Here is a 12,817-nt window from a genome sequence, read left to right as displayed (position 1 = left end):
CTGTACCCCACGCGAAGGGCCGATATAATGCGGCCCTTTGCCGTTGCTTCGTCTGTTGACGTTTTGCACAGGCCTTTGGCCGCAGCCTCCGTGGAAGAACCTAATGAAAAGCGCAGAAATCCGTGAAGCCTTCCTTCGCTTCTTCGAAGAGCAAGGCCACACCCGAGTAGCCTCCAGCTCTTTGATTCCGGGCAACGACCCGACCCTGCTGTTCACCAACGCGGGGATGAACCAGTTCAAAGACTGCTTCCTGGGCCAGGAAAAACGTGCCTACACCCGTGCGGTGAGCAGCCAGAAGTGCGTGCGTGCTGGCGGCAAGCACAACGACCTGGAGAACGTCGGTTATACCGCTCGTCACCACACCTTCTTCGAAATGCTGGGTAATTTCAGCTTCGGTGACTATTTCAAGCGCGACGCCATCACCTTCGCCTGGACCTTCCTGACCTCCGACAAGTGGCTGAACCTGCCCAAGGAGAAGCTCTGGGTAACGGTCTATGCCACCGACGACGAAGCCTATGACATCTGGACCAAAGAAGTCGGTGTCCCGGCTGAACGCATGGTGCGCATTGGCGACAACAAAGGCGCGCCTTACGCCTCCGATAACTTCTGGACCATGGGCGACACCGGCCCATGCGGCCCGTGCACCGAGATTTTCTACGATCACGGCGCCGACATCTGGGGCGGCCCACCCGGCTCGCCGGAAGAAGACGGCGACCGCTATATCGAAATCTGGAACAACGTGTTCATGCAGTTCAACCGCACCGCCGATGGCGTGTTGCATCCGCTGCCAGCGCCATCGGTCGACACCGGCATGGGCCTGGAGCGGATCAGTGCGGTGCTGCAGCACGTTCACTCCAACTATGAAATCGACCTGTTCCAGAGCCTGCTGAGCGCGTCGGCCCAGGCCATCGGTTGCACCAACGACAACCAGGCTTCGCTCAAAGTGGTGGCCGACCACATCCGTTCCTGCGGTTTCCTGATTGCCGACGGCGTGTTGCCGTCCAACGAAGGCCGCGGTTATGTGCTGCGCCGGATCATCCGTCGCGCCTGCCGTCACGGCAACAAACTGGGCGCCAAGGGCAGCTTCTTCTATCAGATCGTCGCGGCATTGGCGGCCGAGATGGGCGATGCCTTCCCGGAGCTCAAGTCCCAGCAGGCGCATATCGAGCGCGTGCTCAAGGCTGAAGAAGAGCAATTCGCCAAGACCCTGGAGCAAGGCCTGAAGATCCTCGAGCAGGACCTGGCCGAGCTCAAGGGCAACGTGGTGCCGGGCGATGTGGTGTTCAAGCTGTACGATACCTACGGCTTCCCGATGGACCTGACCGGCGATATCGCCCGCGAACGCAACCTGACCCTCGACGAGGAAGGTTTCGAGCGCGAGATGGACGCCCAGCGGGTGCGTGCGCGTTCCGCCAGTTCCTTCGGCATGGACTACAACAGCCTGGTCAAGGTTGACGTGGCCACCGAGTTCACCGGTTATGCAGGCACCACCGGCTCGGCCAAGATCGTTGCCATCTATAAGGACGGGCAATCGGTCGACATCCTGAGCGAAGGCCAGGAAGGCGTGATCGTGCTGGACAAGACCCCGTTCTACGCCGAATCCGGCGGCCAGATCGGTGACAGCGGTTACCTGCAGGCGGGCAGCTCGCGTTTCGACGTGCGTGACACCACCAAGACCGGCGGCGCTTTCCTGCACCACGGCGTGCTGGCTTCGGGCAGCCTGATGATCGCAGCCCCGGTGGCGGCCCATGTCGACGCCGACGTTCGGCATGCAACGTCGCTGAACCACTCCGCCACGCACTTGCTGCACGCGGCGTTGCGCCAAGTGCTGGGCGAGCATGTCCAGCAGAAGGGTTCGTTGGTGGACAGTCAGCGCCTGCGCTTCGACTTCAGCCATTTCGAAGCCATCAAGCCTGAGCAACTCAAGGCGCTGGAAGAGATCGTCAACGCCGAGATTCGCAAGAACTCCCCGGTGGAAACCGAAGAAACCGACATCGAGACTGCCAAGCGCAAGGGCGCGATGGCGTTGTTCGGCGAGAAATACGGCGACAGCGTGCGCGTGCTGAGCATGGGCGACTTCTCCGTTGAGCTGTGCGGTGGTATCCACGCCAATCGGACCGGCGACATCGGCCTGATGAAAATCATCAGTGAAGGTGGCGTGGCATCCGGCGTGCGCCGGATCGAAGCGGTCACCGGCGCGGCGGCCCTGGCGTACCTCAACGCGGCCGAAGAACAACTCAAGGACGCGGCAACCCTGATCAAGGGCAGCCGCGACAACCTGATCGACAAGCTGTCGGCTGTGCTGGAGCGCAACCGCCTGCTGGAAAAGCAACTCGAGCAGTTGCAGGCCAAGGCCGCCAGCGCCGCGGGCGACGATCTGTCGGCCCAGGCCGTGGACGTCAAGGGCGTGAAAGTGCTGGCCGTGCGTCTGGATGGCCAGGATGGCAAGGCGCTGCTGGCGCTGGTCGATCAACTGAAAAACAAACTCGGCCGCGCAGTGATCCTGCTCGGCAGTGTCCATGAGGAAAAGGTCGTTCTCGTCGCAGGCGTGACCAAGGACCTGACTGGCCAACTCAAAGCCGGTGATTTGATGAAGCAAGCCGCTGCGGCAGTGGGCGGCAAGGGCGGTGGTCGTCCGGACATGGCGCAAGGCGGTGGTACCGACGTCGGCGCACTGGACGCGGCACTGGCCCAGACCGTTGCATTTGTAGAGCAGGGTATTTAAGGCAGCGCCGCGGGCTCGTGGTCTAGTCACGGGCCCGACCGCTGTTGAGTGATTATTGGGCGCCCTTCATGGGCAGAGGCGGCTTTGAAATGGCTTTGATCGTACAGAAATTTGGAGGCACCTCGGTCGGCACTGTCGAGAGAATCGAACAAGTCGCCGACAAGGTTAAGAAATTCCGCGAGGCGGGCGATGACCTGGTGGTTGTGCTGTCGGCAATGAGCGGCGAGACCAACCGTCTGATCGATCTGGCCAAGCAAATCAGCGGCGACCAGCAACCGGTTCCTCGGGAACTGGACGTGATCGTTTCCACCGGCGAGCAGGTGACCATCGCCTTGCTGGCCATGGCGCTGATCAAGCGTGGCGTGCCGGCGGTGTCCTATACCGGCAACCAGGTGCGTATCCTGACGGACAGCGCGCACAACAAAGCGCGTATCCTGCAGATCGACGACCAGAAGATTCGTGGCGACCTGAAGGCTGGCCGTGTCGTGGTCGTCGCCGGTTTCCAAGGCGTGGATGAGCACGGCAACATCACCACCCTCGGTCGTGGGGGGTCCGACACCACGGGTGTAGCCCTGGCAGCGGCCCTCAAAGCCGACGAGTGCCAGATCTACACCGATGTGGACGGTGTCTACACCACTGACCCACGGGTAGTGTCAGTGGCCCAGCGCCTGGACAAGATCACCTTTGAAGAGATGCTGGAAATGGCCAGTCTCGGTTCGAAGGTGTTGCAGATCCGGGCGGTCGAATTCGCCGGCAAGTACAACGTTCCGCTGCGCGTCCTGCACAGCTTCAAAGAGGGTCCGGGCACCCTCATTACTATTGATGAAGAGGAATCCATGGAACAGCCGATCATTTCCGGCATCGCTTTCAACCGCGATGAAGCCAAGCTGACCATCCGTGGCGTGCCAGACACCCCCGGCGTGGCGTTCAAGATTCTCGGCCCGATCAGTGCCGCGAACATCGAAGTCGACATGATCGTGCAGAACGTGTCGCACGATAACACCACTGATTTCACCTTCACCGTGCACCGCAACGACTACCAGTCTGCCGAAGCGATACTGAAAAAAACCGCAGACGAGATTGGTGCCCGGGAAGTGGTGGGTGATACCAAGATCGCCAAGGTCTCGATCGTCGGTGTCGGCATGCGCTCCCACGCGGGCGTTGCCAGTCGCATGTTCGAATCCCTGGCCAAGGAAAGCATCAACATCCAGATGATCTCGACCTCGGAAATCAAGGTTTCCGTGGTGATCGAAGAGAAATACCTGGAACTGGCCGTGCGCGCCCTGCACACGGCTTTCGAACTCGACGCTCCTGCCCAGCCGGGCGAGTAAAGCGTTGTTCGGAGGGCGCGGTTAGACTGCGCCCTTTGTTTTCTGAATGGCGCGTCCCAAAACTGTTCTTTTGCCCGCGCTGGTCAATACTAGGCCTGTAGGCTTCGACCGTTCCGGTTGTAGGTCCAATGCCTTTTTTTTGCAGACTGTTGTCCCTTAAGTGAATTGCGTGAGGAGAAAGGTATGCTGATTCTGACCCGTCGGTGTGCAGAAAGCCTGATTATTGGCGATGGCGAAATCACCGTGACCGTGCTTGGCGTCAAAGGAAACCAAGTGCGTATCGGCGTCAACGCCCCGAAAGAGGTTGCTGTACACCGCGAGGAAATTTACCTGCGTATCAAGAAAGAGAAGGACGACGAACCAAGCCATTAATTTTTATCGATTTTTATGTTTGCAAACGGGGATGAAGGTGGTTAATATACGCCCCGTGTTGCGGAGAGCTGGCCGAGTGGCCGAAGGCGCTCCCCTGCTAAGGGAGTACACCTCAAAAGGGTGTCGGGGGTTCGAATCCCCCGTTCTCCGCCATTATTCGTTTAGTGCGTCAAAACCTGGCTTGTTCGGTAAGTGATTGAAATTACTGAAAAAAGCGCTTTACAAAAGGAATTGACGACCTATAATGCGCGGCAACAAATGCACTCGTAGCTCAGCTGGATAGAGTACTCGGCTACGAACCGAGCGGTCACAGGTTCGAATCCTGTCGAGTGCACCATTTAAGAGTTGTTTGCAGTGATGCAAATAACTTGGCTTCAACCAGTTGTGATCTGGTATAAAACCACAACCTGCACTCGTAGCTCAGCTGGATAGAGTACTCGGCTACGAACCGAGCGGTCACAGGTTCGAATCCTGTCGAGTGCACCAAACACCAAAAAGCCCGCGTTTAACGCGGGCTTTTTGCTGTCTACGATTTGCCTTTCACGCACCCCCTCTCATCGAACACGACCTCTGCGCTGCGACCTTTCTTCGCCTTGTAGGTATACCGTGTGCTCGAATTCCGAATTTTGATCGAGTCTGGCTTGCCCAGGGCGCTCTCTACGTCCTGTTGGCTCATGCCGGCGATGATGCGTCGGTCCAGGATGGCGTCGCGGCGTTGCCTGGCGTCGATGAGGTTCCCGCAGTGGTCCTGGAACTGGCCGACCACGGTCGGTTCCTTGCGCGTGATTTTGTTGCCGGATGTTTGCCCGCGCTCCGCTTCGGGCAGCATCGCCTCGCTCCTCGGTTCGGTCGAACCTGGCCGGTATGGATGGATCTGTTGTAGGGACAGGGCTTCTCCCGGGCCGCAGCTCAGGGTGGTGAATGTCACGTGCCCTGCGATGTTTTCGCAGCGATGCACGGTCTGCCCGGCAGCCCACAAAGGCAGGCAGGGCAAGCAGGCGAGCAGGAACAGGCAGTGGTTTGGATGCATCCGGTCGTCCTCCTTGACGGTGCAGAAGAGAAGGGTAGTCGCTGCATTTTTGCCGCGGCGTGTGTTTTCTTTTCTGGATAAGTCGTCGTAAAGGAACAGGTTCAGCCTGTGTTCAGGTTTGTCTCGCAAGCGCTTGTTCTTGCCATGATTTTTTAGCGTTTTAAAGCGTCAAGCGGTGTATGATTGCGCCCGTCAGCCCCGCCGGGGCTTTGGAATATCTCCATGGACTTACCCAGTAGTTACTCAATATTTAGTTTTGCCAATCATGAATTGACTGATTGATCCTTCCGGCGTGCTCCACTGCTGGGAGTGGAGTTCGCCTATGACCCAAGTAGAAGTAAAAAAAACGCAGGAAAGCCTTCAGGATCGCCTCGCTCAAGTTATTGAGCTGCTGCAGCGCCAGCGGGTCGTCGAAGACCTGACGCATCGCCAGGAAGGTCCGCATCATGACCGGGTCGAGAACCTGGTCCACCGGCAGAACCTCGTCGAGCTGCAACGCAAGCTCGATGATCTGCACTCCGCCGACGTCGCCTACATTCTTGAAGCCTTGCCACTGGAAGAGCGTCTGACGGTCTGGCAGTTGGTCAAGGCTGATCGCGACGGTGACATCCTGCTCGAAGTGTCGGACTCGGTTCGCGAAACCCTGATCGCCGACATGGATGATCACGAATTGCTGGCGGCGGCCAAGGAAATGGACGCCGACGAGCTCGCCGACCTTGCGCCCGAACTCCCGCGGGACGTTGTCCACGAACTGATGGAAGCCCTCGACGGCCAACAGCGCGAGCGTGTGCGCTCGGCATTGTCCTACGACGAGGAACAGGTCGGTGCGCTGATGGACTTCGAGATGGTGACGATCCGTGAGGACGTCAGCCTTGAAGTGGTCTTGCGCTACCTGCGTCGCCTCAAGGAACTGCCGGGGCATACCGACAAGCTTTTCGTGGTCGACTACGACGGCGTGCTCAAGGGTGTGCTGCCCATCAAGCGTTTGCTCGTCAACGATCCGGAAAAACAGGTGGCCGAGGTCATGGCCAGCGATCCGGTGAGCTTTCACCCGGACGAAGACGCCTATGATGCGGCCCAGGCGTTCGAACGTTATGACTTGATTTCGGCGCCGGTGGTCGACAAGAACGGCAAGCTGATCGGCCGTCTGACCATTGATGAAATGGTCGACTTGATTCGTGAGGAAAGCGAAAGCGAAGTCCTCAACATGGCCGGTCTGCGCGAAGAGGAAGATATCTTCGCCTCGGTCTGGAAATCACTGCGTAACCGCTGGGCCTGGTTGGCGATCAATCTGATCACGGCGTTTGTTGCCTCCCGGGTCATCGGCCTGTTCGAAGGCTCCATCGAGAAACTGGTGGCGCTCGCGGCGCTGATGCCTATCGTTGCCGGTATCGGTGGTAACTCTGGCAACCAGACCATCACCATGATCGTCCGCGCCATGGCGCTGGACCAAGTCAGTACCGGTAATACCTCGCGATTGATGCGCAAGGAACTGGCTGTGTCCTTGATCAACGGCGTGGTTTGGGGAGGGGTGATTGGCGTGGTGGCTTACCTGCTTTATGGCAGTTGGTCGCTGGGGGTGGTCATGACGGCCGCGATGACGCTCAACCTGCTGTTGGCGGCATTGATGGGGGTCTTGATTCCCATGACCCTTTCCCGCATGGGGCGTGACCCTGCCATGGGCGCCAGTGTGATGATCACTGCCGTGACTGACAGCGGCGGGTTCTTCATCTTCCTGGGGTTGGCGACGATTTTCTTGCTCTGAGTCGCTCATCAAGAAAACCGCCTGCTTGGCGTAATACTGTCCACTTAGAAAAAACGGCGCTTCCAGAAATGGGAAGCGCCGTTTTTTTTGCGCTTCTTTTGGTTTGTGGGATGTCAAGAACTCAAGACAAGAGCTGCAGGCAGGTCCAGCCTCTATGCAACTGCACCACCGCTTTCGCGAGCAAGCCCGCTCCCACAGGGAAACGCGGTCTCACCAAGAACCAGGTCGGCTACAAGGCCGCCTCGCGGTGGACGTTGATCTTGGCGCCCTGTTAACCACGAGTTCATCACGCAAAATCCCCCGTACATCACTGCATCAACGCCAGTCGTACAGCCAGTAACACAAAGGCTGCCGAGAACAGGCGGCGCAACCACTGCAACACGGATGGACGCTCCAGAACATGACGGCGCATCGATGCGCAGAACACGCCATAGGTGACGAAGACGACAAAGGTGATCGCCATGAAGATGAAGCTCAGTTGCAGCATGCGCCACATGGCATTCGTTTCTCCTGGCGCGAAAAATTGCGGTAGAAAGGCCAGGAAAAAAATCGACAGCTTTGGATTCAGCAGGTTGAGCAAGATGCCCGAAAAAATCACCGCGCCGTTCGAACGCGGGGTCTTGTGCGGATCAATATGCAATGCCCCATGGCTCTGGAGCGTGCTCCATGCCATCCACAGCAGGTAAGCGACGCCCAGGTACCTGATGGTCTCGAAGGCCAATGGGCTGGCGTGCAGCAGGGCAGCGAGGCCTGTGATGGCTGCCAGCATGTGCGGCACGATCCCCAGGGTGCAACTCAATGCCGCGACTACGCTTGCGCGCCAGCCCCGGGCCAGGCCGGCCGCCACCGTATAGACCACGCCAGTGCCAGGTGAAGCTGCCACGATCAGGGAGGTGACAAAAAATTCGAGGTTCATGCACGCTGGCCTCAGGAGTTATGAAGTCTCCAGCCTGCCTGCGATAAGGAGGTGCATCTTGAACGAAATTGCAGGTCGCTACCGGTGTCTTTGCCGGGCGTACATGCCGGGTGAAAATCCAAAGCTGCGCACGAAGCATCGGGTCATATGGCTCTGATCGGTGAAACCGCTGGCCAGGGACGCATCGGCCAGCGGCATGCCTGCTGCAATCAGTTGTCGTGCTCGGTGGATACGTCGTTGCAGCAGATAGGCATGGGGCGTCAAACCGGTCAGGCGGGTGAAGGCGCGCACCAGTTGAAAGCGACTTAAATCGGCCTCCCTGGCGAGCAGGGCAAGCGACATGGAGGACTGCGGATCGTCGTCGATCAAGGCTTTCGCACGGTTTGCCGCGACCTCGGGTAAAGACGATATCGGCATGGAGCGATCCAGCAAATGTTCGAGCAAAAGCGTGAGCGTTTCTTCGACCTTCAGGTGATCGCCAAATTTCTCGGCTTGAGCGACGGCTTGGTACAAAGTACGGAACAATTCTGCCGCACGCGGGCTTTGCAGCACCGGATAAGCGAATTCCTGGGCGCAGATGCCCCCATCGTTCGCCATATCCTTGAAGGCCTGTTCAATCAGCGGCGGGTCGAAATACAGCATCTGCCAGCGACGCGTTCCGTTTCCGATGGGAGCGCCGTCATGCACTTCGGCCGGATTGACCGATATAAGGTCGCCAGCCGTCGCTTCTACCAGGCCTCGGCCGCTGGCCGAGCGTTGCGCCCCGCGCACAAGCAAGCCAATGCCAAAATGCTCGTGCATATGCCGGACAAACGTTCGATCTGAATCGGCCTCGACGATTTCCACGCCCAGCCCTGCGATCCTTTGAATCTTGAATGCGTGACCTGTCATGCAGGCCTCCGTGCCCATACTTTTTAGCGGATCAATTTAGCATCACTGCCATGGATCAGCAGTGGTATTGGTTCGATGGCTCTGATGAGTGCTTGAAAAGCAGGCTTGGGCCAAATGCCAGGCAAAAAAAAGCCAGCGCAAGGCTGGCTTGAGTATTTGGGGGTGATCAGGTCGCGTCTGCGGCCATTTCTGCGTCATGGGCAATCAGCGAAACGAGGGCGTTCTGCTGGCGGTGGGAGAGTTGTCGGAAGCGTTGAAGCAGCTCGCGCTCATGCAATGACAGCTCCGGGCTGTCCAGGCGCATGCTCAACTCTTCACCCAACGCGCCTTCCTGAATAAGGCTTTGCTCAAGACGCGCGATGATTTCGGAGTTCATGCTGCGGTGATGATTGCGAGCCACTTCGGCAATGCGTTCCCGCATTCCGTCTGGCAGACGTACGACGAACTTGTCAGCCGTGCGGCTGGAATAAATTGCCTGTTTCAATGGGCGCATATATTTAACCGGTTAGTTCAGGGGAGCGGTTCTCGGGATTGGCCGCAGGATGTCGATAGGACAAGCTCCATTGCCAAATGTTCAACCTGAATTGTTAAGAGGCCCGCATCATGCCTCAAAATTGCCAGATCATTGGCGCCAATTCTGTGACAAATTCTGATCCGGGTAAAGGCGTTCTGCCAGTACCCTTCATCAAAAAATGCGGACTGGTTGGTAAAAAACAACAGGTTCGCATCTGTGACCGTCGGATTGTGTCTATGTGCCATACCGTCTGGCGGATAACGGAAATGGACAAAAAACGCCTGCCGTCCCTGTCTTGTACAGGATAGTGGCAAATGGCCGATTTACTAGGCTCAGCGAGCCAGGGCGGATGAATGGCGGCCAAAACTCGGCGTCCAGGACCTGCCGTCTACAGGGCGTACTATTTGCCTACACTTAAAAAGCCATGGGCGACATGACAAACGCAGGGCAGGTCGTTAACATGCACGCCGTCCTGCGCACCGCGTCTCTCGTGGTCGACTCGTGTCTCAGTAGCTCAATTGGATAGAGCATCCCCCTCCTAAGGGGAAGGTTGGCAGTTCGAACCTGCCCTGGGACACCATTATAAACAATGAGTTAGCGAAATTTCCGCTGACTTTTCCTGCTCCCATCCCCATCTCCGAACGATCAACTCCGGCCTGAGCGCGCTGTTCAGGCCTTGCACGGCCATTTCTCCCCTCAATGCTGTGACCGACTGCCCATTTCTACCTATTTGTATCGAGGATATTTCGGTAATGCGAAACTTTCCCCCCTCTCTGCCATCTGACCGTCTCGGTACGCCGTAGGACTTTTCCTTCATTTCCGACGGAATCCATACCTCTTTTTATCTGTGTCAGCGCCAGTGCCATGTTCGGCTGGCCTGGCCCATTGTGTCTTTGATTCAGGCCACAAGGATGTGACATGCACCCAGCCGCACCCTGCCGAACGCGTAACCCGAGCAACGCTCGCCGTTGTGTTGACCGAACCCGTTCATCTGCACAGAACGCCAAGCGTCTCGCGCTGCTGTTGATGGCTGCGTGGATGACGGGGGCGTGGAGCGCTGCGCAGGCGGCTGGGCCTGAAGAAGAACTGCTGCGCCAGCAAGAGCGCGAACGGGTTTTGCGCGATCAGTTGGAGTCCCGGCCCGACGTGCGCCTGCAGGCAGCACCCGTGGATGAAGGCGCCGATCGCTTGCCGGCCAAGGAAAGTCCCTGCTTTGCCATCAATGACATCCGTCTGATTGGCGAGGCGTCGGAGAAATTTCAGTGGGCGCTGCGCGCCGCCAACCCCAAGGAGGACCCCGCCATTGGCCGTTGCCTTGGTGGCGGTGGGATCAACCTGACGATGAAGCGTATGCAGAACGCGATCATCGAGGCCGGCTACGTCACCACTCGCGTGCTCGCCGAAGCCCAGGACCTGAACAGCGGTGTGCTGGTCTTGACCCTGGTGCCGGGGCGCATCCGCGAGATTCGTTTCGAGGAGGGCACCAGCTCCCGCGCCAATGCCTGGAACGCGATGCCGGCCAATCCTGGCGATCTGCTCAACTTGCGCGACATCGAACAGGCGCTGGAGAACTTCAAGCGCGTTCCGACCGCCGAGGCCGACATCAAGATCGCGCCAGCCCGTGCCGCCGACGCCAGACCCGGTGAGAGCGACGTGGTGATTGCCTGGAGCCAACGGTTCCCCGCCCGGGTGAGTCTGTCGGTGGACAATTCGGGCAGCAAGAGCACAGGCAAATACCAGGGCAACGTGTCGCTGTCCTTGGACAACCTGCTGTCGCTCAACGATTTATTCTATGCCAGCGTCAACCATGACTTGGGCGGCGGCGAGTCCGGGCACCGCGGTTCCGATGGCAGCACGCTGCATTATTCGCTGCCGTTCGGTTACTGGCAGTTGGGGTTCACCAGCAGCGAATACAACTACGAACAGTCTGTCGCTGGCGCCAACCAGACCTATCAGTACCGGGGCGAGAGTCGTAACAACGAGGTGCGCCTGTCACGCCTGCTGTACCGCGACGCCGTTCGCAAGACCACCGCTTGGGGCAGCCTCTGGACGCGTTCGTCGGAGAACTTCATCGACGACACCGAAGTCGGCAACCAGAAACGCCGCATGGCCGGTTGGCAGTTGGGGTTGGATCATCGGGAGTTCATTGGCGCTTCGATTCTTGACCTGGGCGTCGCCTATCGTCGCGGCACCGGTGCCCATGATTCGCTCAGGGCACCCGAGGAAGATTTTGATGCCGGCACGTCTCGCTCGCAGATCATCACCGCCGATGCCCAATTGCAGGTGCCGTTCCAGGTCGGTGATCAGCGACTGCGCTACATCGGCGGCTGGCGCGCGCAATGGAACCGTACGCCGCTGGTACCCCAGGATCGTTTCTCGATTGGCGGGCGCTACAGCGTGCGGGGCTTCGATGGTGAAAACATTCTTTCCGCCGACCGTGGCTGGACCCTGCGCAACGAGGTCGGCCTGTCCTTGGGGCAGACCGGCCAGGAGCTCTACACCGGTATCGACTATGGCGAAGTCAGCGGTCAATCCAGTGAGTTCCTGATCGGCCAGCGCCTGGCAGGGGCCGTGGTGGGCATTCGCGGTGGTTACAAGGGCCTGTCCTATGACTGGTCGGTGGGCACGCCGTTGAAGAAACCCGATGGTTTCGAGACGGCCAACGTGACCAGCGCCTTCACCGTCATCTGGTCATTCTGAGGTGATCCCATGCAGTTCGAGACGCTAGACATTATCGCCCCCGGCCTGATCGATGAACCCTGGAGCGAAGCCGCGGTGTTCGGCTCTGCCACTTGGTTGTGGATGCATTCCAAGGCCCATCGCGATGCGCCGTTGCACACCTTGCCGACGCTGCTGCTGCCGGCCCTCAAGCATCGCCAATTCGTGCTCGGCTCCGAGCACGGCAAGCCGGTGTTCTACCTGTCCTGGCTCAACCTCGACGAGGCGGCAGAGCAACGTTACCTGCGCCAGTCGCCGCTGGCGCTGACCCAAGACGACTGGAACAGCGGCGAGCGCCTCTGGCTCAACGACTGGGTCGCTCCCTTTGGTCACACGGCGGCATTGAGCCGCTTGTTGCAACGTCACCTTTTCATCGATCGCTGCGCCCGTGCGCTCTATCACCGAGGCGATGAGCGCGGCCTGCGGGTCAAGACATTCCAAGGGATCGGGGTCATTCCCGAACAGGCCCAGGCCTGGTTCGCCGCCCACCCACTGGCAATCGAAGCGTAACTCCAACCACTGGTCGTGCGGGCTGGCTCCGCAAATGGAATTGCT

The 12,817-nt window shown here is 58.9% G+C and carries 10 protein-coding genes and 4 tRNA genes; 10 read left to right on the top strand and 4 right to left on the bottom strand.

Annotation, left to right across the window (positions count from 1 at the left end):
• Positions 1 to 103: 103 nt before the first annotated feature.
• The 6 genes from alaS to AC09SL_RS09565 all read left to right on the top strand — a co-directional run bounded on the left by alaS (position 104) and on the right by AC09SL_RS09565 (position 4,914).
• A complete protein-coding gene (alaS, locus tag AC09SL_RS09590; protein ID WP_064107040.1) occupies positions 104 to 2,725 on the top strand; it encodes an alanine--tRNA ligase in 2,622 nt (873 codons plus the stop codon).
• Between the two features lie 89 nt (positions 2,726 to 2,814).
• Positions 2,815 to 4,056 (top strand): aspartate kinase, encoded by a 1,242-nt coding sequence (locus tag AC09SL_RS09585; protein WP_058546594.1) that lies wholly within the window; start codon positions 2,815 to 2,817, stop codon positions 4,054 to 4,056.
• A gap of 183 nt (positions 4,057 to 4,239) precedes the next feature.
• Positions 4,240 to 4,428 (top strand): carbon storage regulator CsrA, encoded by a 189-nt coding sequence (csrA, locus tag AC09SL_RS09580; RefSeq protein ID WP_003178872.1) that lies wholly within the window; start codon positions 4,240 to 4,242, stop codon positions 4,426 to 4,428.
• 62 nt (positions 4,429 to 4,490) lie between these two features.
• Positions 4,491 to 4,581, top strand: a tRNA-Ser gene (locus tag AC09SL_RS09575).
• A 107-nt stretch (positions 4,582 to 4,688) separates the two neighbouring features.
• Positions 4,689 to 4,765 (top strand) — tRNA-Arg (locus AC09SL_RS09570).
• Between the two features lie 72 nt (positions 4,766 to 4,837).
• Positions 4,838 to 4,914: transfer RNA gene (locus tag AC09SL_RS09565), tRNA-Arg, on the top strand.
• A gap of 40 nt (positions 4,915 to 4,954) precedes the next feature.
• Here the strand turns inward: AC09SL_RS09565 and AC09SL_RS09560 are convergent.
• Positions 4,955 to 5,458 carry a hypothetical protein gene (locus AC09SL_RS09560; RefSeq protein WP_058546595.1) on the bottom strand — a complete coding sequence of 168 codons (504 nt, stop codon included), beginning with the start codon at positions 5,456 to 5,458 and terminating at the stop codon, positions 4,955 to 4,957.
• Between the two features lie 322 nt (positions 5,459 to 5,780).
• Here AC09SL_RS09560 and mgtE point away from each other — a divergent pair, with 322 nt between their 5' ends.
• Complete coding sequence (mgtE, locus tag AC09SL_RS09555; protein ID WP_058546596.1) at positions 5,781 to 7,223, top strand: magnesium transporter; 1,443 nt, start codon at positions 5,781 to 5,783, stop codon at positions 7,221 to 7,223.
• A gap of 307 nt (positions 7,224 to 7,530) precedes the next feature.
• Here the strand turns inward: mgtE and AC09SL_RS09550 are convergent, their stop codons facing one another.
• From AC09SL_RS09550 to AC09SL_RS09540, 3 genes are all read right to left on the bottom strand, one after another.
• Entirely contained in the window at positions 7,531 to 8,139 is a 609-nt protein-coding gene (locus tag AC09SL_RS09550; RefSeq protein WP_058546597.1) for a LysE family translocator, read from the bottom strand.
• A 78-nt stretch (positions 8,140 to 8,217) separates the two neighbouring features.
• Positions 8,218 to 8,985 (bottom strand): AraC family transcriptional regulator, encoded by a 768-nt coding sequence (locus AC09SL_RS09545; protein WP_231139255.1) that lies wholly within the window; start codon positions 8,983 to 8,985, stop codon positions 8,218 to 8,220.
• Between the two features lie 211 nt (positions 8,986 to 9,196).
• Positions 9,197 to 9,523, bottom strand: coding sequence for an Arc family DNA-binding protein (locus tag AC09SL_RS09540; RefSeq protein WP_003204761.1), 327 nt, complete (start codon positions 9,521 to 9,523; stop codon positions 9,197 to 9,199).
• A 524-nt stretch (positions 9,524 to 10,047) separates the two neighbouring features.
• Between AC09SL_RS09540 and AC09SL_RS09535 the strand changes: the two genes are divergently transcribed.
• The 3 genes from AC09SL_RS09535 (at position 10,048) to AC09SL_RS09525 (ending at position 12,772) form a co-directional block, all read left to right on the top strand.
• Positions 10,048 to 10,124 (top strand) — tRNA-Arg (locus tag AC09SL_RS09535).
• Positions 10,125 to 10,582: 458 nt separating this feature from the next.
• Entirely contained in the window at positions 10,583 to 12,244 is a 1,662-nt protein-coding gene (locus tag AC09SL_RS09530) for a ShlB/FhaC/HecB family hemolysin secretion/activation protein (protein ID WP_064107041.1), read from the top strand.
• A gap of 9 nt (positions 12,245 to 12,253) precedes the next feature.
• Positions 12,254 to 12,772 (top strand): toxin-activating lysine-acyltransferase, encoded by a 519-nt coding sequence (locus tag AC09SL_RS09525; protein ID WP_003204758.1) that lies wholly within the window; start codon positions 12,254 to 12,256, stop codon positions 12,770 to 12,772.
• The last annotated feature ends 45 nt before the right edge of the window (positions 12,773 to 12,817 follow it).

Source organism: Pseudomonas sp. PF05 (assembly GCF_056521845.1).
Note: the sequence above shows the minus strand (reverse complement) of the source record. Positions and strands in the feature narration are given on the sequence as shown.